The 24,922-nt window shown below is 74.8% G+C and carries 23 protein-coding genes; 4 read left to right on the forward strand and 19 right to left on the reverse strand.

Translation table 11 applies throughout. The annotated features are described in order from the left end of the window. Positions 1-4: 4 nt before the first annotated feature. From OG509_RS41590 to OG509_RS41610, 5 genes are all read right to left on the reverse strand, one after another. Entirely contained in the window at positions 5-2,230 is a 2,226-nt protein-coding gene (locus tag OG509_RS41590) for a condensation domain-containing protein (protein ID WP_331742455.1), read from the reverse strand. A gap of 194 nt (positions 2,231-2,424) precedes the next feature. Then, positions 2,425-3,261, reverse strand: a complete 837-nt coding sequence (locus OG509_RS41595; protein WP_331742458.1) for a 4'-phosphopantetheinyl transferase superfamily protein — start codon at positions 3,259-3,261, stop codon at positions 2,425-2,427. A 16-nt stretch (positions 3,262-3,277) separates the two neighbouring features. After that, entirely contained in the window at positions 3,278-5,074 is a 1,797-nt protein-coding gene (locus tag OG509_RS41600; protein ID WP_331742461.1) for an acyl-CoA dehydrogenase, read from the reverse strand. 223 nt (positions 5,075-5,297) lie between these two features. Beyond that, complete coding sequence (locus OG509_RS41605; RefSeq protein WP_331742464.1) at positions 5,298-6,116, reverse strand: acyltransferase domain-containing protein; 819 nt, start codon at positions 6,114-6,116, stop codon at positions 5,298-5,300. Continuing rightward, a complete protein-coding gene (locus OG509_RS41610) occupies positions 6,106-6,402 on the reverse strand; it encodes an antibiotic biosynthesis monooxygenase family protein (protein ID WP_331742466.1) in 297 nt (98 codons plus the stop codon). Before OG509_RS41610 ends, OG509_RS41605 begins: the two co-directional genes overlap by 11 nt. A 267-nt stretch (positions 6,403-6,669) precedes the next feature. On the opposite strand from OG509_RS41610, the gene OG509_RS41615 reads away from it, so the two are divergent. After that, positions 6,670-6,948, forward strand: coding sequence for a PqqD family peptide modification chaperone (locus tag OG509_RS41615; protein WP_331742469.1), 279 nt, complete (start codon positions 6,670-6,672; stop codon positions 6,946-6,948). A gap of 4 nt (positions 6,949-6,952) precedes the next feature. Here OG509_RS41615 and OG509_RS41620 read toward each other — a convergent pair whose 3' ends face one another. The 7 genes from OG509_RS41620 to OG509_RS41650 form a co-directional block, all read right to left on the reverse strand. Further along, positions 6,953-7,495 (reverse strand): GNAT family protein, encoded by a 543-nt coding sequence (locus OG509_RS41620; RefSeq protein ID WP_331742471.1) that lies wholly within the window; start codon positions 7,493-7,495, stop codon positions 6,953-6,955. Positions 7,496-7,504: 9 nt separating this feature from the next. Next, positions 7,505-9,274, reverse strand: a complete 1,770-nt coding sequence (locus tag OG509_RS41625) for a condensation domain-containing protein (protein ID WP_331742473.1) — start codon at positions 9,272-9,274, stop codon at positions 7,505-7,507. Positions 9,275-9,401: 127 nt separating this feature from the next. Beyond that, positions 9,402-10,358 carry an aromatase/cyclase gene (locus tag OG509_RS41630; protein ID WP_331742476.1) on the reverse strand — a complete coding sequence of 319 codons (957 nt, stop codon included), beginning with the start codon at positions 10,356-10,358 and terminating at the stop codon, positions 9,402-9,404. A gap of 98 nt (positions 10,359-10,456) precedes the next feature. Next, positions 10,457-11,389, reverse strand: a complete 933-nt coding sequence (locus OG509_RS41635; protein WP_331742478.1) for an aromatase/cyclase — start codon at positions 11,387-11,389, stop codon at positions 10,457-10,459. A gap of 26 nt (positions 11,390-11,415) precedes the next feature. Further along, complete coding sequence (locus OG509_RS41640; RefSeq protein ID WP_331742480.1) at positions 11,416-12,252, reverse strand: SDR family NAD(P)-dependent oxidoreductase; 837 nt, start codon at positions 12,250-12,252, stop codon at positions 11,416-11,418. Further along, positions 12,249-14,018 (reverse strand): FAD-dependent oxidoreductase, encoded by a 1,770-nt coding sequence (locus OG509_RS41645; protein ID WP_331742482.1) that lies wholly within the window; start codon positions 14,016-14,018, stop codon positions 12,249-12,251. The genes OG509_RS41640 and OG509_RS41645 overlap by 4 nt, the downstream gene beginning before the upstream one ends. An 80-nt stretch (positions 14,019-14,098) precedes the next feature. Further along, positions 14,099-15,694 (reverse strand): class I adenylate-forming enzyme family protein, encoded by a 1,596-nt coding sequence (locus OG509_RS41650; RefSeq protein WP_331742484.1) that lies wholly within the window; start codon positions 15,692-15,694, stop codon positions 14,099-14,101. A 173-nt stretch (positions 15,695-15,867) separates the two neighbouring features. Here OG509_RS41650 and OG509_RS41655 point away from each other — a divergent pair, with 173 nt between their 5' ends. Beyond that, complete coding sequence (locus OG509_RS41655; RefSeq protein ID WP_331742486.1) at positions 15,868-16,314, forward strand: nuclear transport factor 2 family protein; 447 nt, start codon at positions 15,868-15,870, stop codon at positions 16,312-16,314. 69 nt (positions 16,315-16,383) lie between these two features. On the opposite strand, the gene OG509_RS41660 is transcribed toward OG509_RS41655, so the two are convergent. The 6 genes from OG509_RS41660 to OG509_RS41685 all read right to left on the reverse strand — a co-directional run bounded on the left by OG509_RS41660 (position 16,384) and on the right by OG509_RS41685 (position 22,317). Next, entirely contained in the window at positions 16,384-17,673 is a 1,290-nt protein-coding gene (locus OG509_RS41660) for an FAD-dependent monooxygenase (RefSeq protein WP_331742488.1), read from the reverse strand. A 4-nt stretch (positions 17,674-17,677) separates the two neighbouring features. After that, positions 17,678-17,941 carry an acyl carrier protein gene (locus tag OG509_RS41665; RefSeq protein ID WP_053692531.1) on the reverse strand — a complete coding sequence of 88 codons (264 nt, stop codon included), beginning with the start codon at positions 17,939-17,941 and terminating at the stop codon, positions 17,678-17,680. 76 nt (positions 17,942-18,017) lie between these two features. After that, positions 18,018-19,286 (reverse strand): ketosynthase chain-length factor, encoded by a 1,269-nt coding sequence (locus OG509_RS41670; RefSeq protein ID WP_331742492.1) that lies wholly within the window; start codon positions 19,284-19,286, stop codon positions 18,018-18,020. Continuing rightward, a complete protein-coding gene (locus tag OG509_RS41675; protein WP_331742494.1) occupies positions 19,283-20,548 on the reverse strand; it encodes a beta-ketoacyl-[acyl-carrier-protein] synthase family protein in 1,266 nt (421 codons plus the stop codon). The genes OG509_RS41670 and OG509_RS41675 overlap by 4 nt, the downstream gene beginning before the upstream one ends. Then, a complete protein-coding gene (locus tag OG509_RS41680) occupies positions 20,545-21,327 on the reverse strand; it encodes an alpha/beta fold hydrolase (RefSeq protein ID WP_331742496.1) in 783 nt (260 codons plus the stop codon). Before OG509_RS41680 ends, OG509_RS41675 begins: the two co-directional genes overlap by 4 nt. Before the next feature lie 168 nt (positions 21,328-21,495). Continuing rightward, the gene (locus OG509_RS41685; protein WP_053692528.1) at positions 21,496-22,317 is read right to left on the reverse strand and encodes an AfsR/SARP family transcriptional regulator; all 822 of its coding nucleotides are present in this window, start codon (positions 22,315-22,317) and stop codon (positions 21,496-21,498) included. A 213-nt stretch (positions 22,318-22,530) separates the two neighbouring features. On the opposite strand from OG509_RS41685, the gene OG509_RS41690 reads away from it, so the two are divergent. Then, positions 22,531-23,496, forward strand: coding sequence for an AfsR/SARP family transcriptional regulator (locus OG509_RS41690; RefSeq protein WP_331742499.1), 966 nt, complete (start codon positions 22,531-22,533; stop codon positions 23,494-23,496). Here the strand turns inward: OG509_RS41690 and OG509_RS41695 are convergent. Next, a complete protein-coding gene (locus tag OG509_RS41695; protein ID WP_331742501.1) occupies positions 23,422-24,342 on the reverse strand; it encodes an MBL fold metallo-hydrolase in 921 nt (306 codons plus the stop codon). The genes OG509_RS41690 and OG509_RS41695 overlap by 75 nt on opposite strands. Positions 24,343-24,531: 189 nt before the next feature. Between OG509_RS41695 and OG509_RS41700 the strand changes: the two genes are divergently transcribed. After that, entirely contained in the window at positions 24,532-24,903 is a 372-nt protein-coding gene (locus OG509_RS41700) for a hypothetical protein (protein WP_331742503.1), read from the forward strand. Positions 24,904-24,922 lie beyond the last annotated feature (19 nt).

A 24,922-nucleotide genomic window follows, 5' to 3' on the forward strand; every position in this document is an offset into this window, starting at 1 on the left:
CCGGTCAGGACTCGTGACCGGCGGCCGCCCACAGGGCCCGGGAGAGGTCCTGGGCGGAGGCCGTGCCGCCGTCGGCGGTGCCGCCGATCGACACCAGCGGGGCCCGCCAGCCGTGGGCGCCGATGCGCTCGGCCACCTCGTACGCGACGGCTCCGCCGCCGGAGAAGCAGCCCAGCAGCAGCGGCTGCGCCGCGGCGAGGACCGGCCGCAGCGCCGTGAGGCAGGCCGTGGCGTCGGCCGGGGCATCGAGGGTGACCAGTGCCTGCAGCCCCCGGTGCGCCCGCGCCACCGCCGCATAGCAGTCCGGCGGCGCGTCCGGGGGCGGTACGAGCAGCACCGTCCCGGCGCCGGGGTACGCGGCGGGGCGCAGCGTGACCAGCCGGGGCGCGGCCGTCTGCGGCCCGGCGACCGCGACCGGCACGGGCAGGCCGTCGAGCAGCGTCAGCGCGTCGGCGACGGTGGCGCGGTGGAGGTCCGCCTCCGGGAGCTCGCGCAGCAGCAGCGCGGTCTGGGCGAGGATCCGGGCCGCTTCGGCGTCGGCGAGCCGGGCCCGGTCGCTGTCGGCGGTCAGGACGAGACCGCCCGCGCGGTCGTGGCGGGCGGTGAGGGCGAACGGCAGCCCGGTGTACGCCTCGACGGCCTCCGGCGGGCCCACGCGTACGTCGGCCGCGGCCAGCTCCTCGTCCACCGGATCGCCGCTCGCGCCCACCCCGAGGCGGGCGGGCACCCGGTCGAAGGTGATCAGCGATGCGGCCGGCGGCTGCTCCCCGAAGCGGCCGATGTGCTCCCCGGACGGGTCGCTCCGCTCCCGGGTCTGCCCGGCGGAGACCCACTCGTACGCGGCCAGGCCCAGCGCCCGGTCCCGCAGGTCGGTCAGCAGCCGGGCCAGCGGGACCGCCGGGTCCACGTCCACCGAGAGCGGGAGCGGATTGCCGAGCGGGCCGGGCAGCCGGTCGGCGCCTTCGAGGGCGATGCCGCGCCCGGAGACGGTCACCCCGAACGCGACGGGGACGGGCTCTGAGCCGGGACCGGGCGAAGCCGCCCGGTGCAGTTGGAGGGCCCAGGCGGCGTGCAGGGCGGTGCTCTCCGCGACCCCGCACGAGGCCGCCCACCCCCGCAGCCGCAGCGCCTCGGTGGGGTTGAGCCGTTCCACGGCGCGGCCGTACCCGACGGCGCCCCCGCCGGAGAGCGGCGGCCGGTCCGCCGCCCCGCCCGCCGGGACCGCGGGCAGCGTACGGGCCCCGGCGGGCGGGGCGGCCCGGGCCCAGAACTCCCGGGCCGGGCCCGGGTCCCGGGCGGCCAGCCAGCGCAGGTGGTCGGGGAGTGACGGGCGGCGCTCGCCGCCCGCCGGGCGGCCGTCGATCGCGTACGCCCGCAGGAAGGAGCGCAGCAGCTGCTGCACGCTCGGGGCGTCGAGCAGGGCCTGGTGGTACGTCAGGACGATCCGGGCGTCGGGGCCGTGGGCGCCGGGCTCCCCGTCGACGCGGCGGATGCGCAGCGGGCCGGGCCGGCCGAGGTCGAAGGCCTGCTCGCGCTCGCCGCGGAGCACGGCGGCCCAGGCGGCCGCCCCGCCGGTCGAACCGCCCGCCGAACCGCCCGCCGTACCTCCGGCCGCGCCGTCGGGCTCGTACGGATCGTGCCGTACCGGGATCTCGACCCGCTCGTGCACGGTGACGACGGGCCCGCTGCCGCCCCGGCCGGGGCCGGGTGCGAACGCGGCGCGCAGCACGGCCTCGCGGTCGGCGACCGCCTGCCAGGCCGCGTCGAACCGGTGCCGGTCCAGCGGCCCGTACCAGCGCAGGTGCAGCTGTCCGAGGTGGAGCTGCGGTCCGGGCGGGGCGGTCATGGCGTCGAGCAGCACCTCGCGCTGGCGGGCGGAGGCGGGCAGTCCGGCCGGCGCTCCGGCGGGGTGCGCCTCCCGGCCGGGGGCCGGCTGCTGCGGCAGGGCGGCCAGTACGCCCGACCACCAGCCCGGGCGGCCGTCGGCCGCGGCCGGGTCGGTCAGCAGGTCCGCGAGCCGGCCGGCCAGGCCGGGCCGGTCGGCGGGCCGTTCACCGGGCCGGCAGGTCAGCTGGAGCGTGTGGTGGGTCGCGGTGTGCCGGCGCAGCGTCGGCCCGCAGGGTGCGGCCATGGCGAGGGCGCTGGCCAGGAGCGGGGCGTCGAGGGGCCCGAGCAGGTCGAGCGCGAGCGGTGTGCCGGGCGCGATCACCACCGTCATGGCGCCGTCCATACACCCTCCCCCGTCCCCCAACGCATGCCGCAGAAACGCCTCCGAAAAGGACGAGTCAAGTCGGGGTCAATTCTAAGGTAAAAACTGGTCAAACGACATGACCCCAGCCACGGAGTGTCTTATTCCACATGGAAGTTGGCAAGTTCCGTGTGGAACTGCCCGGCTTTCAGGGCGATTCAGGCCAACCGTCCGGATCAGGCCGGATCGAGCAGCGCCGACACCATGCCGACGAAGCCCTCGTCCAGCATGGTGGCCACGGAGCTGTCGCGCGACGTGTCCAGCCCGGCGTCGTGGCAGGCGACGCTGAGCAGGTAGCGCCCGGCCACCGGGTAGGTCCCGAAGGCCCATTCGCCGTGCGTGGCGGGTGAGCCGTCGGGGGTGAGCAGCCCGGTCTCACCGCTGGTCGCCGTGGCGAAGCCGAACTCGGAGAAGCCCATCCGCAGGCCCTGGCCGAGCGCCTTCGTGTACGCCTCCTTCAGCGTCCACAGCCGCAGGATCCCGGCCGCCCGCCCGCGCTCCCCCAGCGCCGCGAGCTCGGCGCGCTCGGCCGGGGTGCAGACCTGGTCCTGCAGCAGGTCGAAGGACAGCCTGCGGTCGGCGGGTTCGGTGTCGACGCCGATGCGCCCGTTGCGGCTGATGCCGACCGCGATCAGGTCGTCGGTGTGCGTCAGGCTCAGGTCGATCTGGTCGAACCCGCGCAGGTACGGGCGGCCCCCCGGCTTGTACGAGAGGTCCAGCTCGGCGGGCCCGCAGCCGAGCGCGGCGGCGGCCGTGTACCGGATCGCCAGCCGGGAGGCCACGAAGCGGTGCCGGGCGGTGGCGTCGGCCGTGTCCCGGTAGCGCGCCCAGTCACGGCCCAGCAGGATCCGCAGCGCGGCCCGGGAGCCCGGCTCGGCCGGCCACTCCTCCCAGGTGGTGTGGACGCAGGCGTTGCCGTTGCGGGTCATGCCCGCGGCCACCTGCGCCCAGGGCCCGTCGGGCCCCGCCGCGTGCACGGGCACGCTCAGCAGCGGTGAGTTGTTCCGGTTCATCGCGTGTCCCCTCCGGTCACTGGGCCAGCTCGGTGGCGTCGAGGTCGCAGCTGCGGCCCGCCCGGTAGCGGCGTACGAGCTCCTCCAGCACCTGCCCGAGGCAGTCGTCGGGCAGCTCCGGCACCGGAATGCCGAGCCGGCCGCCGATCCGGGTCAGCGCGAGCACAGCCCAGGCGGGCGAGGCGAGGAAGGGCTCGCTGCCGTCCTGGCCCTCCCAGGTGCCCAGGATCGCGGCCGCCGCGAGCACCAGGGCGTAGCGGTCGCTGAGCACGCACCAGGCGGGGTCGGCGAGGGCGGCGGCCCCCTGCGGGATGGCCCGGCACTGCTCGCGCAGCGCCCGCAGTTCGGTGACGAACGCCTCGGCCAGGTCGGCGAGGACGGCGAGCTGCCCGCCGACCCCGCGGACCTCCGCCAGCCGGGCGGCCGACCCGATGAGGGACGCCGCGAGGAAGTCCCCGCCGTCGGCGATGCCCAGCAGCCGGTAGTCGAGGTGCGGCAGGCTCGCGCCGGAGCGCAGCAGCTCGGACGGCGGCTCCTCCTCCTTGAACCAGGCCCGCTCGGCCAGCGCCCGCAGCTGGGGCACGATCACGGCCTGGCAGGCGGCGGTCCCGGCGTGCCCGAGCCCTGCGACCGGCAGGTCGCGCGAGAGTTTGTCCAGCGCCCCGTACTCGGGCGTGCCGTGCTGGTAGCCGCGCGAGCCGAGTACGGCCGCCAGCTCCTCCAGGCTCTCGCGGAGCAGGTCGGGGACGACGTACTTGACGGCCGCCGCGAGCACGTGGGTGCGGTCGGGCAGCAGGCTCAGGGCGCGCAGCGCGACGGTGGCCATGCTGTCGCAGGCCAGCAGGTCGGCGAAGACCCCGGCGAGGGGTTTGTGGAAGCGGCGGGCGACGGGGCGGCTGCGGCCGGTGGTGGCGGCCCGTACGGCGGAGTGCAGGACGGTGCCGGCGGCGGCGACGGCGGTCGCGGCGATGACGCAGCGGTTGACCTGGTAGGTGCGCAGCGCCAGGGCGACGCCTTCGCCGACGCGGCCGACGAGGGCGCTCTCGGGGACCTCGCAGTCGCTGAACTGCAGTCCGGAGAAGAGGGATCCGCGCATGCCGGCGGTGGGGACGCGCGGCAGCCGGGCCAGCCCGCCGGCGGCGGTGAGCTCGTCCGGGTCGAGCAGGAGGACGGAGTGGCTGAGCGGGCTGCGGGCGCGGTCGGTCCGGGCGTAGACCACGTACGCCTGCGCCCGGGCGGCGTTGATGATGACGTCCTTGCGGCCGCTGAGCGAGAAGCCCCCGCCGGCCAGCGGGGCGGCGGTGAACTCGTCGCGCAGGATGGCGTTCGCGTGGGCGAGCTCGTGGTGGACGATCGAGGCGCGCCCGCCGGCGAGCAGGACGTCGGCGGTGGCCCGGCGCTGCGCCGTGCTGCCGGCCGCCCAGACGGCGGAGGTCGCGAACAGCGAGGTGATGCCGGAGCCGAAGCCGAGGGCGAGATCGCGGCGGAAGACCGGGCGCAGCACCTTGACGAGCAGGTCTGCGCGGGTGAGCCGGCCGCCGAACTCGGCGGGGACGAACTCCGCGCCCAGGCCCGCCCCGACGAGCAGCCGCTCGGTGGCCGCGGGCGGCTCGCGCCGCTCGTCGGCGGCGAACAGGGCGCCGAGGCCGTGCGGGTTGGCGGGGTCGTACGGGTCGCCGAGCAGGGCTTCGAGGCGCGCGGCCCGGCGCAGCGCCTCGGTCTCCTCGGCGGCGCGACCTGCGGCGCGGCCGGCGGCGGTACGGCCGGCGGCCCCGCTCTCGGGACGCGTGGGGGTCTCGGTGGTGGTGGCCATGGCGGCGGAGATCAGCTCCTTCGTCCGGGACTCTCGGCCTGCTGCGCGCAGTCCGCGGGGCTGGTCCGTCCTCTGTTACGGGTACTACGGGGGTACTACGGGCACTACGGATGCTTCGGGCACTACGGGTATGACGGGTCTTCAGCGTGCGGGCATCCGCTCGACACCCGCTTGAGGCGTCGTGCAGCGGCGCCCCAAGGGAGCCGGAGACCGGCCACCGGGATCACCGGTGGCGGCCTGCGGCCTGTCCTTCGGTTCGTTCGGGTCCTTCGATGTGCAGCAGCACGGCCCGGGCGGCGCGCAGTTCGCAGCCGGGCAGGGCGTCCTCGGGGTCGGGCCCGCAGGGGTGGGGGCGGGTGAACCCGGCCGCCTCCAGGGTGCGTACGGCGTCTGCGGTACGGATGACCTGGTGGGTCTGGAGCAGCAGCCGTTCGGGCCGCAGTGGGCGTTCGTCCGGCCCGGGGCCGATGGCCCGGCCGGTCGCGGTGCAGACGAGGTGGACGGACCGCGGCGCGGTGGCGCTCTCGCGGGCCGCCTTCAGGAACTCGGCCTCGGCGGCCCGCGCGGCGCCGGGTGCAGGCCTGGGCGGGACGAGGCGGCCGAGCGCGGCGACGAGCCGGGCCGCGTCGGCCAGCGTGAGCACGCCGGCCACGTGGGCGGCGGAGAGTTCCCCGGCGCCCTGGCCGGCGACGGCGTCGGCGCGCAGCCCCCAGCTCTGCCAGAGCCGGTACACGGCGACCTGGAAGGCGAACAGCGCCGGCTGGGCGAACTCGGCGCGGCGGATCAGGCCCGAGTCCACCCCGCCCTCGGGGGCGAAGACGACTGCGGCCAGCGGCAGGCGCAGCCAGGGGTCCAGTGCGTCGCGCACGCCGTCGTACGCGGTCCGGAAGGCGGGGACGGCGCAGTACAGCTCGCGGCCGAGGGCGAGGCGGCGGCCCGCGTGACCGGTGAACAGGACGGTCAGCGGCGGGGCGGCGGACCTCCGGGGCGGGCGCGGCCGGCGGGGCCGGCGGGCGAGGAGGGCGGCCGCGTCATCGGACACCGGGCGCCGCCTCCACGGTCTCGTACAGACCGGGCTCGGGGGTGGCCAGCGGGCCGAGGTCCTTGACGAGGGCCTGGAACTCCTCGCTGCGGACGGCGCTGGCGTGGGCCTGGGCGTCCGCCCACACGGCCAGTTCGAGGAAGACCCGCTGGTCGCCGAGGTGGCGCAGGGCCTCGTGGCCGATGTAGCCGGGCTGGCTGCTCATATAGGCGGTCAGGCGGTCCTTGACCTCCAGGAACCGGTCGATGTCACCGTGGACGGTCAGCTTGTTGACGAAGGTCACCATGGGGGCTCCTCGGGTGTGCCGGTCTTCGGGGGTCCGGGTGCCACGCTCGGCGGCGCCGCTCGAAGAGCCCTGGAAGACGGCTCGACCACCCCTCCAGCCCGCTCGGAGGATCCTTCCCCGGGCGCGGGCGCCCACCCCCCTAAATCCGGGAATCAGCCGTACAGGGGGTGTGCGAGGGGGAACCCCAGAAAGCTGGAGGGTCCATGGATCCTGCCGGATTTCCGTAATAGCTTGAGGGTTCCTCGACCGCTGGCCCTGGAGGTGCCCGTGCGCATCCGACCGATGCCGGGGGTGCGTGTCGCCTCCGTGGACGCCGACGGCCGCCTGGAACTGCTGGCCGCGTCGACGGCGGGCCCGGAGAGCTACCGCTGCGGCCCGGTGGGCACGGCGATGTGGATCGCCCTGCGCCAGCACGACGGCGACACGGCGGCCGCGGCCGATCTCCTCGCCCGCCTCTGGGACACGCTCCCCGAGAACGCCCGCGCCGACCTGGACATATGGGTGGAGGAAATGCGCGACGCGGGCCTCCTCCACGCGGTCGCGTAGCCTCCTAGGCTCCTCGGGCGGGCTTCCAGTCCTGGACGAGGAGCCCGAGCAGAACCTCGTCCATGAACTCGCCGAGCACCCAGGCCGAGGAACGCAGCACGCCCTCGCGGACGAAGCCGTTGCGCTCGGCGGAGCGCAGCATCGCGTCGTTGTCCGACAGCGTCTCGATCTGCAGCCGCTGCAGGCCGCGCACGACGAAGCCGTAGTGGCAGAGCACGCCGACCACGTCGGTGCCGTAGCCCTTGCCGCGAGCGGCCGGCAGCAGGCCCAACCCGATGTGCGCGGACCGGTTGTGGTTGTCGATGCCCCACAGGTTCGCCGTGCCGACCAGGGTGCCGCCGTCCAGCTCGACCACGGAGAACGGGACGTGCCCGTGCTCGTTGTCGTCCACGACGAGCCGCGAGTCCTTCGAGCCGGGCGTGATCGGCCGCCACGGCCGTCCCTCGGCCCGCGAGCCGTTGACCACGTCGTCGTAGAGCTCGGTCCGCAGGACCGGGATGTCTTCCTCGTGCCGGGCCCTGAGCCCGACCCTACTGCCTCTGAGCATGCGATCTTCCTATCCGACAGCTCCGACCGGCGGCAAGCCGATAAGCGCCGGTGCGGGCCAGCCGAAGGCCGCCATGCGGCGGGCGATCTCGTGGGCCAGCGGGGCCCCGGCCGGATGGCAGCCCAGCACCAGCGGCTCACCCGCCGCCAGGACCGGCCGCAGCGCCGCCACGCAGCCCGCGGCGTCCACCGGGGCGTCGAGCGCGGCCAGTTGCCCGGTCCCCGGATGCGTCCGGGCCAGCGCGGCGAAGCGGCCGGCGGGCGCACCCGGGGGCGGGACGAACACGACGGTCCCGGCCCCGGGCCGGACGCCCTGCCGCAGGACGACGAGCCCTGCGGGCTCCGCGGGCGCCGCGCCCCCGGGCGGTGGTGGCTGCCGTCGTGGGGGCCACGGCCCCAGGAGGCGCAGGGTCTGCGCCACCGTCGTGGACCGGCGGTCGGTGGTGGGGAACCCGCGGAGGAGGCGTGCGGTGTGGTGGACGGCTTCGTGGGCGTCCGCGAGCCGGGTCCGGTCCTGCACACCGGTCAGCACCAGACCGCCCTCGCGGTCGTGGTGCGCGGTGAGCGACAGTGCGTGGCCGCCGGGTGTGCCGACCGTCTCCGGTCCCGTGAGGCGTACGCCCTGGGCCGCCAGGTCCTCGTCGAGGGGGTCCGCGTCCGTCGGCGGCGGGGGGGCGAAGGACAGGACCGTCCGCGCGAGCGGCTCGGCCGGGGACCGGCCGCTCCACGCCCGCACCTGGCCCATCGAGACCCATTCGTACGCCGAGAGGTCCAGCGCCCGGTCGGCGAGATCGGACAGCAGCCTCCCGAACAGCCCCTCGGGGTCGACCTCCACGGACATCGGCAGCGGGGTGCGCAGCGGGCCGGGCAGGCGGGACGCCCCGTCGAGGGGGATGCCGCGGCCGGACACGGCCGTCGCGAACGCCACCGGGACCGGGCCGCCGTCGGGCACGGACCGGCGCAACTGGATGGCCCAGGCCGCCCGGAGGGCCGTGCTCTCGGTGACGCCCTGCCCGGCCGCCCAGTCCCGCAGGAGCGAGGCCTCGTACGGGGCCAGCCGTACCGTGGCGCGGACCGGGCCGGCCGCGCCGCCGCCCCCCGGCGGCAGCGTGGCCGAGCCCGCCGGCGGCGCGGCCGCCGACCAGAACGCGCGGGCCGGGCCGCGGTCCTGGCCCGCCAGCCAGCGCAGGTGGTCGCGGACGTCGGGGCGCCGCTCGCCGCCCGTCCCGCTCCCGTCCGCGAGGTACGCGCGGGCGAACGCGCGCATCAGCAGCCGTACGCTGCGCCCGTCGAGCACGGCGTGGTGGTACGTCAGGATCACGCGCGTCGGCCCGGGCCCCGACCCGGCCCCCGGCCCGCCCCGCTCGTCGAGCAGCGCGATCCGCAGCAGTCCGGGCCGGGTGGGGTCGAAGCCGCGCCGCCGCTCCCCCGCGAGCAGGGTCTGCCAGTCGGCGGATCCGTACGGATGGCGCACCAACTGCGGGACGACCCGCCGGTGCACGACGACCCGGGGCCCGCCCCGGGCCCCGTACGGCGCGAAGGCGGCCCGCAGCACGGCCTCCCGGTCGTACACGGACTGCCAGGCGGCCAGGAACCGCCGGGTGTCCAGCGGCCCGTACCAGCGCCAGTGCAGCTGCTCGACGTGTGATCCGGATCCCGGCCGGGCGGCCATCGCGTCGAGCAGCACCTCGCGCTGCCGGGCGGACGCGGGCAGTCCGGGCCCGGAACGTACGGGTCCGGGGTGTGCGGGCGGCCCGGCCTGCTCGGAACCGACGCTCATCCTCTCCCCCTCGTCTCGGCCTCGCACTTCAAAGGGGTCGAGTATGCGCGGGGTTCCCACGTTTCGCTGACGCGCTCCTGACACGCCGATGGAGTGCCGATGGAGCCGGCCTCACGGCGCCGGCGCCTCAGAGCATGCGGATCGCCGTCTCCGCATGCTGCTTCGCCAGCCCCAGCGTCGCGAGGCTGTTGCGCCCCAGCGCCTCGCGCACGTACGTCCTGGCCGCGGCCAGGTCCGCGCCCGGGCCCAGGACCCGCTCGACCGCCTCCTCGCGCAGCAGCACGCTGTGCTGCGCGACGGCGGTGACCCCGCTCTCGTCCGGGATCAGCGACCACTCGCCGGTGTGCGCCGTCATCAGGGCCGGGGTCGCGGTCTGCTTGTAGACGATGCGGCCGGCCGCCGGGAAGCACACCCGCACCGACTCCGTCGTGTGCGCGGACCCGTCCGCGGTCACCGTGTCCATGCTCAGCAGCTGCACGCCGGGCGCCTCCTCCGTCACGGCGACGCGCGACACGTGCGGGACGCGGTCCGGCCAGTCGGCGGCCTCGTACAGGAACTGGTAGGCCAGATCGGCCGATCCCTTGATCCGTACGGAGTCCTCGAAGGACAGCAGCAGGCCGTCGAGCCGGGTCCAGCCCTCCGCGGCCTCCTTCAGCGTGGCCAGCTGGGCCCGGCTGTTGGTGTCGGTGGCCTCCTTGGTCCAGTCGACGTCGGCGGGCCGGTCGCCGGCGACCGCGAAGTCGTGCAGCAGGACCAGCCGCGAGCGCCCGGTGCCCCGAGGCTCCACGATCCAGCTGCCGCCCATGGAGACGACGGGGGCGGCGGGGACCTCCTGGCGGAAGTCGATGCGCAGCCGGGTCCCGTCCAGCGTCCGGCGCGAGAGCCAGGACCTGACGGTCCCGTTCGCGGTCACCCACATGTGGAACCGGTCCCGGGAGCCGTCGAAGTCGAGCCGCTCGACGTGGATGCTCGACGGGAAGTACAGCGGCCACTGGGTCGTGTCCGCGATCAGCCCGTAGACCACGCCCGCGGGCGCGTTGACGTCCACCGAATAGGACGTGCGGTGCACCTGCTGGACCGACATCGCCACACCTTTCCGTCACAAGTGATCCAGAGTCTGTCCGTACCGGCCGGAGCTCCGGTCGAGACGACCTGGAGCCCGGGCCGGAAGCACGCTCGGCCTCAGCGCGCGAGCGCCGACTCCGCGTACTGCTTCGCGTACGTCATCGTCGCCGTGCTGTTGCGGCCGAGCGCCTCGCGCACGTACCGGCGGGCCGCCGCGAGATCGGCCGACGCGCCCAGCACCCCGGCGATCGCCTCCTCCCGGAGCACCACCCCGTGCCGCGAGGTGACCGTGGAGCCGTACGCGCCGCCCGTGACCGTCCACACGCCGGTGTGTGCGGACATCAGGGCGGGGGTGCGGGTCTGCTTGTAGACGATGCGGCCGGCCGCCGGGAAGCACACCCGCACCGACTCCGTCGTGTGCGCGGACCCGTCGGCGGTCAGCGTGTCCATGGCCATGACCTGCACGCCGGGCAGTTCCGCGGGCTCGGTGAGCTCCAGCCGAGATACGTGCGGCAGCAGCTGCGGCCACTGCTCGGCCCGCTCCAGGAACGCGTAGACCAGCTCCGGCGGGGCGTCCACGCGGACGGTGTCCTCGAAGGACATCACGAGGTCGTCGAGACCGCCCCAGCGCTCGCCCAGCCGCGCCAGGTTCCCCAGCTCCGCCCGGCTGTTGGTGTCGGTGGCGCGCTCGACCCACTCGACCTCCTCGGCCCGGTCGCCCGGAACCGAGAAGTCGTGCAGCAGGACCAGCCGCGAGCGCTCGGCGCCCAGCGGCTCCACGATCCAGGTGCCGGTCATCGCCGACAGCGGGGCCGCGGGGACCTCCTGGCGGAACTCGATGCGCCGCGCGGCCGCGTCGAGCACCCGGCGCGAGGTCCAGGACTTGACCCGGCCGTTCGCCGTCGCCCACATCCGCAGCCGCTCGTGGACCCCGTCGAACTCCAGCCGCTCCACGTACACGTTGGGCGGGAAGTACAGCGGCCACTGCACGGGGTCCGCGATCAGTCCGTAGACCACGCCCGCGGGGGCGGCCACCTCGGTCTCGTGCACGGTACGGTGCACCCGCTCGGCCGCCATCAGAAGTTGCCCAGCCCGCCGCAGACGTTCAGCGCCTGCGCGGTGACGGACGCGGCGAGGTCCGTGGTCAGGTAGCCGACCATGGCCGCCACCTCCTGCGGGGTCGCGTAGCGCCCCAGCGGGATCTTCGCCTCGAACTGCTCCTGCACGTCCTCGGTCGTGGTGTCCCAGGCCGCCGCGTAGCCGGCCCGGACGCGCTGCGCCATCGGCGTCTCTACGTAGCCGGGGCAGACCGCGTTGACCGTGATCCCGGCCGGGGCCAGCTCCTTGCCGAGGGCCTTGGTGAAGCCGACGACGGCGTGCTTGGACGCCGAGTAGGGGGCGCCCAGCAGCACGCCCTGCTTGCCCGCCGTGGAGGCGATGTTGATGATCCGGCCCCACGGGGCCCCGCCGAGGCCGCCTCGCTTGAGGACCTCCCGGGTCAGCAGGAAGACGCTGTTCAGGTTGGTGTCGATGACGTCGTACCAGAGCTCGTCGGTGATGTCGGCGGTCGGACCGCCGCCGCTGCGCCCGGCGTTGTTGACCAGGACGGAGACCGGGCTCCCCCACTCCGCGACGGCGGCGGCGACCAGCTCCGCGACCGCCTCGCGGGAGCGGACGTCGGCGGCGGCGCCGGCGACGTCCAGGCCCTCGGCGCGCAGCTCCTCGACGGTCCGCTTGACGTTCTCCGGGGTCCGGGCGCACAGGAACACCCGGTGCCCGCGCCCGGCCAGGTCCCGTACGACCGCCAGGCCGATGCCGCTCGTACCGCCGGTGACGAGGGCGACCGGCTTCTCCGGCGCCGCCGACGGCGCTGACCGTGTTGTCGTCGTGGACGTCGTGGTCGTCGTGGTCATCTATGAGCCTCCAGTACCCGTGGTGGAACTCCGACCGTGTCGCGGAGCTCTGGAGACGCGGTGGAAGCGGGATCGAGGCCCGGTTCGGGCTCGGCGGACGGCAGGGCGGCCGGCGGCCCCAGCGGTGCCAGCGCCCGGGCGAGGGCGCGCCGGGTCAGGGCGGCGCCGCCGGCGGCCACGTAGCCGTCGGGCCGGATCAGCAGCCAGCCGCCGGGCCGCAGCCCCAGCGCGCGCCGCAGCACCCCGTCGGGATCGGCCAGCGGCCCGGGACCGTCGGCCCCATCAGCCCCGTCGGGCACACCGGCCACACCGGCCACGCCGGACGCCCCCTCCCCCACCGTCCGTACCGACAGCCAGTCGCCGTACGCGCGGGCGGCCGCGGCCGCCGCGCCCCGCCCGACCTCGCCCGGACCGCCCGCCTCCCACACCAGGGACCAGCGGACGTCCCGCAGTTCGGCCCGCAGCGCCTCCGAGCCCGGGTCCCCGCGCCGCTCGGCCGCCGCGGCGGCCCGGGAGCCTACGGGCAGCCCCATCAGCGGGTCGGCGGTGCTCAGCGGGCTGTCCTCGTACGACAGCCGCAGCCCGGACATGCCGCCGAGGACCTTGCGCTGGATGGCCCGGCGCAGCGGCCCGATGTTGCGTACGAAGGTGAAGACGACGGGCAGCGCCACCCCGGCCAGGGCGTTCTTGAACTGGACCAGGAAGGTGGCCTTCCGGGTCGATCCGATCAGCGCCTTGCCGATCGGCACCCGCTCCTGCCCGTACGTGGCCAGCAGCTCCCGCCCCGCCTGCCCGCGGGCGGCCATCGCCAGCTTCCAGGCCAGGTTGTACGCCTCCTGGATGCCGGTGTTCATGCCCTGCCCGGAGGCGGGGCTGTGCACGTGGGCGGCGTCGCCCGCCACGAAGCAGCGGCCGTCGTGCATGCGCGGCACCATGCGCTGCTGGAACGTGAAGACGGAGGTCCACTCGGGCTCGCCGACCCGCACCGGGCGGCCGAGCCCGGCGCTGAGCTTCTCCGAGAAGCGCCGCGCCGCGTCCCCCGGCCGTGCTCCGGGGGCGGTGTCGAGCAGCCGCCAGTGCCCCTCCCTCTGGTACGGGACCATCATCAGGGCCTGGCTGCCGGTGTGGACCCAGTAGATGGTGTCGGGCGGCAGGTCGGTGGAGACGGGCGCGTCGGCCAGCGCCCAGGTCTCGCTGGACTCGCCGAGCAGCGGCAGCCCGAGCTGCTTGCGCACGGTGCTGTGGCCGCCGTCGCAGCCCACCAGCCAGGGCACCTCGTACTCCTCGGTGCTGCCGTCGGGGTGCTCCAGCCGAGCCCGTACGCCCTCCCCGTCTTGCTCGAACGAGGTGAGCCGCACCCCCCATTCGACGCCGACGCCGAGCCGGGCGAGGGCCTCGCGCAGCACGGCCTCCGTCTCGGCCTGCCCGATGATGAGGCTGTACGGGAAGCGGGTGGGCATCGTCCCGTAGTCCGCGTCGAGGCGGACCAGCCGGCTGCCGCGCGCGTACATCGTGAAGGCCCGGTTCTTGCGGCCCCGGGCGAGGACCCCGTCCACGACCCCCATCTGGTCGAAGGTCTCCAGGGTGCGGGGGTGGACGGCCACGGCGCGGCTCTCGCGGGCCGGTCCGGGGGCTCCGTCGACCAGGCGTACGCGCAGCCCCCGCCGGGCCAGTTCATGGGCGGCGGTCAGGCCCACGGGGCCCGCCCCCACCACGAGGACCCGGGCTGACCCGGCTCCGGACGGTGTGCCGGTACTGCTCGCCACGTGGTTGCTCCTCTGCTGTTCGTACGTACGGAAAGGACGGGCGCGGGCCGGGGCGCGGGGGCCGGGCGCGGGCCGGGAGGTCACACGGCCGCGGCCTCCGCGGCGGCCCGGCCGCGCAGGCTCAGCCGCAGCGCGCGCCGCTCGGGCTTGCCCACGTGATTACGCGGCACGGCGTCGAGCACCTCGACGCGGCGGATCTGTTCGAAGTCGTTCAAGCGGGCGTTGGCGCGCTCCACGATGGAGTCGAGGACGTCGAGCAGGCCGGGGGCGGTGGGGTCGCGCAGCACGATGCCCGTCCACACGAGCGCGCCGTGCACCGGGTCGGGCCAGCCCGCCACGATGCACTCGGCGACGCGCGGATCGGCGCCGATGACGTCTTCGACGCCGCTGGGCGAGACGAGTTCGTTGTCGTACTTGAAGACGTCGTCGAGCCGGTCCACCAGGAACAGCACGCCGTCCTCGCCCAGGTACCCGACGTCCCCGGTGGAGAACCAGCCGTCCGCGTCGATCGGCGAGGGCGCGCCGTCGTCGAGGTAGCCGGCCATCACCTGCGGCCCGCGGACCTGGACCTCGCCGGTGGCGTAGACGTCGAGCGGGGTACTCGTGTCCACGGCGACGATGCGGCATTCGGTGCCCGGTACGGCGGGTCCCACCGAGCCGCTCTTGGGGCGGCGCGGGTCCTGGCAGTGGGAGAGCGGGGAGAGTTCCGCCAGCCCGTAGCCCTGGATGACGGGGACGCCGAGGCGGGCGCGCAGGGTCCGGGCGGCGGTCGGGGACAGGGCGGTGCCGCCGGAGAGCACGGCGGTCAGGCGGCGTCCGGCCGGGAAGTCGTGGGTGAGCCGCTCGTCCTGGGCCAGCCGGTGCAGGCGCGCGGGCAGCCCGTAGTAGTGGGTGGCCTCGGCGCGGGCGCAGGCGGCGAGCGAGGCGACCGGGTCGGGGTCGGTGCACAGCACCTGGCAGGCGCCCGCGTAGACGCCCGAGTTGAGGTGCATGGTGTGGTAGAGCGGCAGGTGGTTGAGGGTGACCGAGTCGCTGCCGAGGTCGTGCGCGGTGGCGGTCTGGGCCGCGTTCGCCACCAGGTTGCGGTGGGTGAGCCGGACGCCCTTGGGGCGGCCCGTGGTGCCGGTGGTGAACTGGATGCAGACGTCGGCGTCCAGGTCGACGGCCCCGGGCAGCACCGCCCGCTCCGGTACGGCGGCCAGCGCGGCGGCCAGGGGCACGGCGTCGCCGGGGACCACGCCGTCGGGCGCGTCGGTCACGACGACGGACCGCAGGTGCGGAAGCCGGTCGCCCACCTTGACCAGCAGTTCGGCGGTGGCGGTCGGTACGAACGCCACCTCGACCTCGGCCGTCCGCAGGACGTGGACCAGGCCCGCCTCCTTGATCAGCGGGTTGACCAGCACGACGGTGTTCCCGCTGCGCACGGTCCCGTAGTAGGCGGCGGCGAAGACCGGGTCGAGGACGTTGGCGACGCCGACCCGCGCCCCGCGGCGGCCGAGGGTGTGCTCCAGGTAGGAGGCGAAGCGGTCGGCCCGGCCGTCCAGTTCGGCGAAGGTCACCGTCGTCGTGAAACCGGCGCCGGTCGCGGTCCGGATCGCCCGGCCGGCGGGGTCGCGGACCGCCGCCCGGCGCAGCAGGCCGTCCAGCGGGAGTTCCGGGTACACGAATCTCGGCATGGTGCTCTCCTCCTGGCTCCCGAAGGGGCGCCCGCGACTGCGGCGGCACCCCCAAGACCTGTCCGGCCTCAGCCGTGTCGGCCCAGCCTGGGCAGCGGCGCTTGAGGAGTCTTCGAAGAGCGCTCGATCTGCGGTGCGGATGCTGTCGGGAACCGATGGAACGGAGTCCCCCGATGACAGCGACGACGACGGCGGCGGCAGTGAGGGAGTTCGGCCTGCTGTACGCGGAGGTCCAGCAGTTCTACTCCCGCCAGATGCAGCTCTTCGACTCCTTCGAGGCCGAGCCGTGGGCGCGGACCTTCACCGAGGACGCCGTCTTCGACGTGCCGACGCTGCCCGCGCCGGTGGTCGGGCGCGCGGCCCTCGCCGCGAACGTCCGGCGCAACGCGGAGGTCCAGGCCGGCAGCGGCGAACAGCTGCGGCACTGGCTGGGCATGCTGGACGCGCGGCCGCAGCCCGACGGCACGGTGCACACCCGCAGCTACGCGCTGGTGTACCTGACCCCGCGGGACGGCGAGTCGAAGGTGCACCGGGTGTGCGTGATGGAGGACGTACTGGTCCCCGCGCCGGACGGCTGGCAGGTCGCCCACCGCCTGGTGACGCGCGACGACCTGCCTTGACCGATGGCCGGTGACCGGCGTCCGGCGACCGGCGACCGGCGACCGGCGACCGGCAGCGGGAACGGCCTGCTACAGCGACCGGTTGACGTGCAGCACCGGGAAGAGGTCGGTGCGGACCCCCGCCGGGTCGTGGCCGTGCGCGACCTTCCGGGTGATCTTCGCGCCGATCGGGGTGCGGGTGACGACCGCCGCCGCCCGCGCCCGCAGGAACGCGGCGGCCTGCCCGCCCCCGCCGAACAGCGAGCGGGCCTGCATGACCTGCATGCGGTGCACGGCGGCCGCCGCCGGGGCGCGCCGGTCCCGGTAGGGCGCGAGGCGCTGCGCCGTCGGCTCCCCGTCGCAGAGCGCGGAGACGAGTACGGGGTGCAGCGCGGCGGCGTCCTGGAGGGCCAGGTTGATGCCCTGGGCGCCGATCGGCCCGTGGGTGTGGGCGCTGTCGCCGAGCAGGACGAGCCCGTCGCGCACCCATTCCTCGGCGTGCGAGGCGAACACGTCGAGCAGGGTCAGATCGGCCATGGACGTGATCTGCTCGTGCACGAGGTCGGCGTACTGCGGCAGTGCCTCGGCCAGTTCCCACCGGATGTCCTCGATGCCGCGCCGGACGGCGCCGCGCCAGCCGCCGTGCGGCAGGGTCCAGCCGATCCGGAGCCGGTCGGGGTGGGTGTCGTGGACGAGTACGGCGCTGCCCGCCGCGCGGTGCACCCGTACCTGCCCGGTCGCCCGGCCGGGCGCGTGCAGCGAGAACCACACCACGTCGTGGGCGAAGGACTCCCGGCGCCCGGCGTCGATGCCGGCGAGCGCGCGGGTCTTGGAGAACCGGCCGTCGGCGCCGACCACCACCTGCGCGCGGACGGTGACGGGCACCCGGTCGGGTCCGTTGACCACGGCGCCCGTGCAGGGGCTGTCCGGACGCTTCTGGCGGAGCGCGGCGATCCGGTGCCCTTCGAGCAGGGTGAAGCCGGGCAGCCGCTCGCAGGCGGCGAGGAGTTCCTCCAGCAGGTGCGGCTGGGGGAGGGCCAGCAGGTGGTCGTACGGGGCGGGCAGCCGCCCGTAGTCGATGTCGAGCAGCACCCGCTCCCGCTCCAGCACCTGGAACCCGCGCAGGCGGGCCGCGCCGCGGGCCGCCGCCCCGGCCAGGACGCCGAGCTCGTCGAGGATCCGCTGGCCGCCCGGCTGGAGGATCTCGCCGTGGAACTCGCGGCGGAACGCGGTGGAGCGTTCGACCAGGGTCACGCGGACACCGGAGCGCAGCAGCATGAGCGTCAGCGCCAGCCCGGCGGGTCCGGCGCCGATGACGCAGACGTCGGTCTCGACGGTGGCGGCGGCGGTGTCAGTGGTGATGAGGGTCTCTTGGATCACGGAATCAGACCGCAGCCCGTGCGGACAGCACCTCGTTGACCATGGCGAGGTAGCGGCGCGGGGTGTCCGCGTCGTCGAGGGCCTCCTCGTCGAGGAGTACGTCGTACTCGCGCTCGATGTAGCCGGTGGTCTGGAGGACGGCGAGCGAGTCGTAGCCCAGCTCGAACCAGTTCAGGTCCAGGACGTCGCCGTCGAGGTCGACGCCCTCCTCCTCGCCCGCGCACTCGCGCAGGATGCGCTTCAGGTCGTCGAGTTCCAGCCGGTCCATGGTCTCCCTCTGTTCTGGTGGGGGCTTCTTTTTCGGGGGCTTCGTTTTAAGGGGCTGCTTTTTCAGGGGCTGCGGGTCAGGCGTCCGGGGCGCGTACGACGACGGCGGAGTTGAAGCCGCCGCGCCCGCGGGCCAGTACGAGCGCGGTCCGCAGCGGCAGCCCGAGGGCCGGGCTGGGCGCGCCGGTGACCAGGTCCAGGAGGTACTCGTCGGCCGGGAGTTCGGTCCCGGTGGTCGGCGGGATCAGCTGGTCGCGCAGGGTGAGCAGGGCGGCGGCCACGTCGAGGGCCGCGCCTCCGGCGGCGAGCCGCCCGGTCATCGACTTGGGCGCGGTGACGGGCACCCCGTACGGGCCGAACAGTGCCGTGATCGCCTCCGCTTCGGCGCGGTCGGCGCCGCGTTCGCCCGCCGCGTCGGCGAAGACGACGTCGACCTCGTCGGGGTGGACGCCCGCGTCGGCGAGGGCGAGTTCCGCGGCCGCGCCCAGCCGGGAGGTCCCGTCGGCGTCGAAGGTGGCGGCGTGCCCGGCGATGGCCCCGTACGCGCGGGCGCCGCGCCGGCGCGCCTCCTCGGCGCCCTCCAGGACGAGGAGCGCTCCGCCCTCGCCCGCCACGTGGCCGCTCGCGTCCTCGGCGAACGGCAGGTAGGCGCGGGCCGGGTCCTCGCGGTGGGTGAGCCCGCCGCCGGCCAGGTAGGCGGCCCAGCCCCAGGAGCACAGGGCGGAGTCGATGCCGCCGGTGACGACGAGCTCGGCGCCCTTGCGGATCTGGCGGCGGGCGTGGGCCATCGCGTCGAGGCCGCCGGCCTGCTCGGAGACGATCACTCCGGAGGCGCCGCGCAGGCCGTGCCGGATGGAGATCTGGCCGCTGTTGACGGCGTAGAACCAGGCGAAGGACTGGTACGCGGAGACGTGCTGGCCGCCCTTGCTCCACAGCGCCTGGAGCTCCTGCTGGCCGAACTCGAAGCCGCCGAAGGAGTTGGCGGTGACCACGCCCGCGGCGTGGTCGGGCAGCTGCGCGGGGTCGGCGCCGGCGTCGTCGAGGGCCTCCTTCGCGGCGGCGAGCGAGAGCCGGGTGACGCGGTCGGTCTGCGGCATCAGCCGGCTGGAGACGTGCTCGGCGTCGACGAATCCGGGCACCTCGCCGGCCAGCTTGGCCGGGTAGCCGCTCGCGTCGAACCGGCTGACCGGCCGGATGCCGGAGCGGCCGCGCAGGACGGCGGACCACCAGGCCTCGGTGCCGAGCCCGTTGGGCGCGGCGACCCCGATGCCGGTGACGACGGGGGCGGCGCTGCGGGAGGCAGGTGTGGCGGCGGGGGCGATCGGGGCGGCGAGAACGGTGGTCATCGGTCCGCCTTCAGGCTCGGGCTGGTCAGGATCATCGCGCTCTGGAACCCGCCGAAGCCGCTGCCGACGGTCAGGACGGCGTCGGTGCGCTGGCGGCGGGCGGTCAGCGGGGTGTAGTCGAGGTCGCAGGCCGGGTCGGGCTCGTGCAGGTTCGCCGTCGGCGGGACGGTGTCGTGCTCGATGGCGAGGGCGCAGGCGGCCACTTCGAGGGCCCCGATCGCGCCGAGGGAGTGCCCGATCATCGACTTGATGGAGCTGACGGGGACCTCGTACGCCCGCTGTCCCAGGCTCCGCTTGAACGCCTCGGTCTCGTGCTTGTCGTTCTGCTTCGTGCCGGAGCCGTGCGCGTTGATGTAGTCGATGTCCCCGGGCACCAGCTCTGCCTCGGCGAGCGCGGCCGTGATGGCGGCGGCCATCTCGATCCCGTCGGGGCGCAGTCCGGTCATGTGGTACGCGTTGCTGCGCGAGGCGAAACCCGAGATCTCGGCGTACATGTGGGCGCCGCGGGCGCGGGCGTGCTCGTACTCCTCGATGACGAGGACGGCCGAGCCCTCCCCCAGGACGAACCCGTTGCGGGTGCGGTCGAAGGGCCGTGAGGCGGTCTCCGGCTCGTCGTTGCGGGTGGAGGTGGCGCGGATCGCGTCGAAGCAGGCGGCGGTGATCGGCGTGATGGGCGCCTCGGCCGCGCCGGTGACCATCACGTCGGCGCTTCCCTCGCGGACGAGGTCGACGGCGTGCCCGATCGCGTCGAGGCCGGAGGTGCAGCCGGTGGAGACCAGGGCCACGGGGCCCTGGGCGCCGACGGTACGGGCCACCTCGGCCGCCATCGAGCTGGGGACGAAGTAGTCGTACAGGTGGGGCACGGCCTTGGTGTGGTCGACGAGCGTACGGGTGCCCCGCTCGCTGACGACCCCGTACTCGGCATCGAGGCCGGTGGTGCAGCCGAGCGCGCTGCCGAGGGTGACCCCGGTGCGCGCGGCGTCGTACGAGCCGGCCAGGCCGCTGTCCGCGAGGGCCTCGCGGGCGCTGACGACGGCGAACTGGGCGGCGCGGTCCAGGCGGCCCGCCTGCTCGGCACCGAGCCCGGACTCCTGCGGGTCGAAATCGGCCTCGGCGGCGATCCGGGAGCGGAATCCGGAGGCGTCGAAGAGGGTGATGGCGCGGGTGGCCGTACGGCCGTCGGTCAGCAGCGACCAGAATTCCTTGGTGCCCGGGCGGCCCGGGGCCACGACCCCGATGCCCGTGATGACGACTCGTCTCATCGCCCTTCCCCCTGTCCTGTCGGTTCGCGGTGGCCCGTCCGGTGTCCGCGCAGCACGATGCGGGCGGCCCGGCCGAGCATCCGGGGCAGCTCGCCGCCCCGGACGAAGAAGTGGCCGCCGGGCACGGTCCGCCGCACCAGCCGGCCGGTGGTCCAGCGCTGCCAGCCCGCGGCGGCCCCGGCGCCGACGAGGGGGTCCTCGGTGCCGGTGACCGCGAGCAGCGGTACGGGCACGGGGCCGGGCGCGGTCGGCGCGACGGCGGCGGCCCGCAGGTTGCGGGCGAGCCGGAGGTCGGCGCGGAGCACGGGGAAGACGGACCGGAACCACACGTCTCCGGGCCGCACGCCGGGCGGCAGCGCGTCGAACCGGTCCAGGACGCGCAGCAGCTCCTCGTCCGGCAGCTCGGCGGAGTTCGCGAGGGCGGCCGGCAGGTCCGGCGGCGGGCTGGCCCCGACGGCGAGCAGCGCGGGCGTCGGCAGCCCGTACTCCATCGCGGCGTGGGCGACCGTGAGGGCGACCGACGCGCCGAGGCTGTGCCCGTAGAGGATGTAGGGGGCGCCGGCCCCGTCGGCGATCTGCTCGAACAGGGGCTTGAGATCGGCCAGGAGCTCGTCGCGGCCGGTCAGCCGGATCTCGCGGCGCCGCTCGTCGCGCCCGGGCAGCAGCCAGGGCGTGGTCGACACCCCGCTCCCGGCGAGCTTGTCCCACCGGTAGAACGAGGACACTCCGGCACCCGCATGTGCGAAGCAGTGCAGCCGTACGGCCTGTCTGTCGCCCATCGCCACCTCCCAGGAACCGCACCACGTAGGTCTCGACACTCACCGACCGCGCTTGAGACCGGCTCGAATCGGTGTGCAGACCGCCGTGGAAGGTACTGGGAGGGACTGAGAGGGACTGGAGGGACTGGAGAGGGACTGTGAGCGACCGGACGGACCGGAGGGACCGCTCTAGGCGGCGTAGAGGTCGAACGTGGATCCGCGGCGCGGCCCCGCCACCACGTCCAGCGCCGGATCCACCGTCAGCATCGCCTGGTGCAGGCGCTGGAGCTGTGGGGACGGTTCCACTCCGAGGTCGTCTATCAGGCGGTTGCGCAGCCTGCGGTAAACGTCCAGGGCCGTGGCCTGGCGGCCGGACCGGTACAGCGCGACCATGGCCTGCGAGTGCAGGCCCTCGTGCTGCGGGTGCCGGGCGATCAGCTCGGTCAGCTCGGCGATGACCTCGACGTGCCGGCCGAGCCGCAGGTCCGCGTCGATGCGCCGCTCGACCGTCACGAGCCGGCTCTCCTCCAGCCGCATGACCTCGATCTCCAGGATCGGTCCCACGCGTACGTCGACCAGCGCCGGGCCGTTCCACAGTCCGAGCGCCTTGCGCAGCAGGTCGGCCGCGCGCTCGTCGTCCCCGTCCTCGTACGCGTGCTGTCCGCCCACCACGAGGCTCTCGTACGCGTGGACGTCCACCGCGTCCGGCGGTATCTGCAGCAGGTAGCCGCCGTGCCGGGTCGCGAGCACGTCCTTGGCGCTGCCCGGGACCCCCGGCCCCATGGCCGTGCCGAGTCTCCTGCGCAGCTGCAGGATGTACGTCTGCAGCGTCGTGAGCGCGCTCTGCGGGAGGTCGGTGCCCCAGATCTCCTCCATGAGGGTCTGCACGGGCATCACCCGCCCCGGATAGAGCGCGAGCAGCGCCAGGATCTGGCGCGGCTTGCCAGCCGTCGGAACAATCGAGCCCCCGTTGACCTCGGCACTCAACGGACCCAGAACCTGAATCTTCACGGTGTCCTCCGTATTTCGTCGAGTTCCCATCGATTTTCAGCCTTCGACTCCGGCACGGTAGCGGTGTCCAGCACACCGTCCCGGAATTCTTGAGCAGGTGTCGAGCAGCCCTCCGCTTCGGACGGTTGCAGGCGAAATACAAGCTGGTAGATTCCGCTCAGGGGATAAAAACCGGCACATATTCCATTTCCGCCGGGAGGGGGCGCGGGAACCATGGGCGAAGACACCGAAATGGACTTCCGCGTCCTGGGGCCGGTGGAGGTGCTCGACCGCCGCACGGGGACGTATGTCGCGCCCTCCGGCGCCAAACAGCGGGCGCTGCTCGGTGCACTGGTGGTCCGGGCGGGCCAGGTGCTGCCTGCCGAACGGCTCATCCACGAACTGTGGGGCGAGCGCCCGCCGGCGGGCGCGGCCAACGCCCTGCACGCCCATGTGGCCCGCCTGCGCCGGCTGCTCCACGACGCCGCGGGCCATGACCCGATCTCCACCCACGCGACGGGCTACGCACTGGGACGGCCCGCGACGCGGACGGACGCCCACCACTTCCACGACCTCTCCTCGAAGGGCCGGGGAACGCTCGCCGCCGATCCCGTACGGGCGGCGGAACTGCTGAGCGGCGCGCTCGCCCTGTGGCGCGGCCCGGCGCTGGAGGGCAGCGGGCAGGGGCCGCTGTGCACGAGGGAGGCGGAGCGGCTGGAGGAACTGCGGCTGACCACGCTGGAGACGCTGTACGACGCCCACCTGCGCAGCGGCCGGCCCGCCGAGGCCGCCCGGGAGCTGGAGCGGCTGACGGCCCGCCACCCGGTGCGCGAGCGGCTCTACGACCTCCAGATGCTGGCCCTGTACCGCTGCGGCCGCCAGGCCGAGGCCCTGGGCGTGTACGAGCGGGCCCGCCGCCGCCTGGCGGAGGAACTCGGCGTGGAACCGGGTCCGGCCCTGCGCGAGCGCATGGAGGCGATCCTGCACCACGCCCCGTCCCTGTCGACTCCGGACCCGGACGCCTCGCTCCACGAACTCGGCGGCGCGATAGCCCGCCTGGGCACGCGGATCGAGGCGCTGGCGCGCGAGCAGAAGCGGCTGATCCAGCGCTTGAACGGGCTGACCTCAGGCGTGGCACTCCAGGGGCCGCCCGTGGTAGGCGGTCATCTCCGCGAACAGGGCGCCGACATCGAGGGGTGAGCCCTCGGGCAGCCGGCCCTGCGCCTCCGCGTAGCCGCGGTGGAGGTTGGGCAGCAGCCGCTCGGCGTCCAGCAGTTCGGCGTACGGCCCGAGATCGGTGGCACGGGCCAGCTCCAGCGGACTCACCCCGGCCGCGACGCCCTCCCGGGCCAGGCCCTGCACCCAACGCAGGTACCCCTCGTTGGCGTCGAACACCTCGGGCCCCCCGACGGGCCCGTGACCGGGAACGACGGTGGTGGCCCCCAGCCCCCGCAACCGCTCCAGGGCCCTCAGGCTCCCCGCGACGGACCCCATGACGCAGAACGGCGTGACCCCGTTCATGACGAGGTCGCCGGTGAACAGCACGCCCTGATCGGGCAGCCAGACGACGGTGTCGTCGGTGGTGTGGGCGGCCGGGCCGATGTGGATGAGCTCGGCCCTGACGTCCCCCACGTGGAGCGTGGTCCGGTCCCGGAAGGTCAGTTCGGGCGGCCTGACCTCGATGTCCCCCCAGCACACGTCGGGCCACAGCCCGGCCATGTGCAGCCCGGCCGCCTGGACCATGACCCGGGTCCGCTCGTGCCCGATGGTGAGCGCCTCGGGGAAGAGGAAGTTCCCGTACGTGTGGTCGCCGTGGAAATGCGTGTTGACGAGGGCCCGCGGCGCCCGCCCCGCGACCCGCAGCGCGGCCCTGCGCAGCTCCCGGGCCCGCTCCTCGGTGGCGACGGTGTCGACGAGCGCACTGGACCCGCGATGGCTGATGATCCCCGCATTGTTCAGACACCACCCGCCCTCGGGCTGCACATAGGCGTGCACCCCGTCCCCCACCTCAAGAACGCCCCGCTCCACGCCCACGCCCACGCCCACTTAAGCTCCCATTCCACCGAATCCCCGGACCCCAAACCCTCTCCCGCCCCACTCAATTCCCGCTGGATTTCCGATAGCCCCGCCACCCGAGCCGCCCGAAAACCCCCGCCCCTCAATCCCCCGTCAAGCAGATTTCCAACAAACCTATTTTCCGTACCGGTGCGGGCCGCGGCACGGGATAGTGGGCGCATGGATCAGCCGTCGTCCCCCGTCTCACCGGTGCCCGCGGGCGAGGTCCTGCGCGAGCGGTACACCGGCCGCCTGCCCGCCTCCCTCGACGAGCTGGCCGGCCCGTCCCGCGGGGTGGTGGAGCTGCCCCTGCACGTGGCGTGGTCCGGGTTGCGCGTCTACGACCTGGACCGGCCCCGGCAGCGGATGAGCATGTACCGCACCGTCCTGGCCGAGGGGCAGCGCGACGACCTGACCGCGCTCCTGGACCGCGACCTGCTGCCCGAGCAGTGGCCCGTCCTGCGCACCCTGGTCAGCCGCCACGTCCGCCAGGTCTGGGAAGAGCGCTTCCCCCGGCTCACGACCCGGACGCGCACGACGCCCGCCGCGTGAACCTCGGCGCACTGCACCC

Origin of the sequence: Streptomyces sp. NBC_01006, from assembly GCF_045162725.1 — a bacterium.
In the GTDB taxonomy this organism is placed as follows: domain Bacteria; phylum Actinomycetota; class Actinomycetes; order Streptomycetales; family Streptomycetaceae; genus Streptomyces.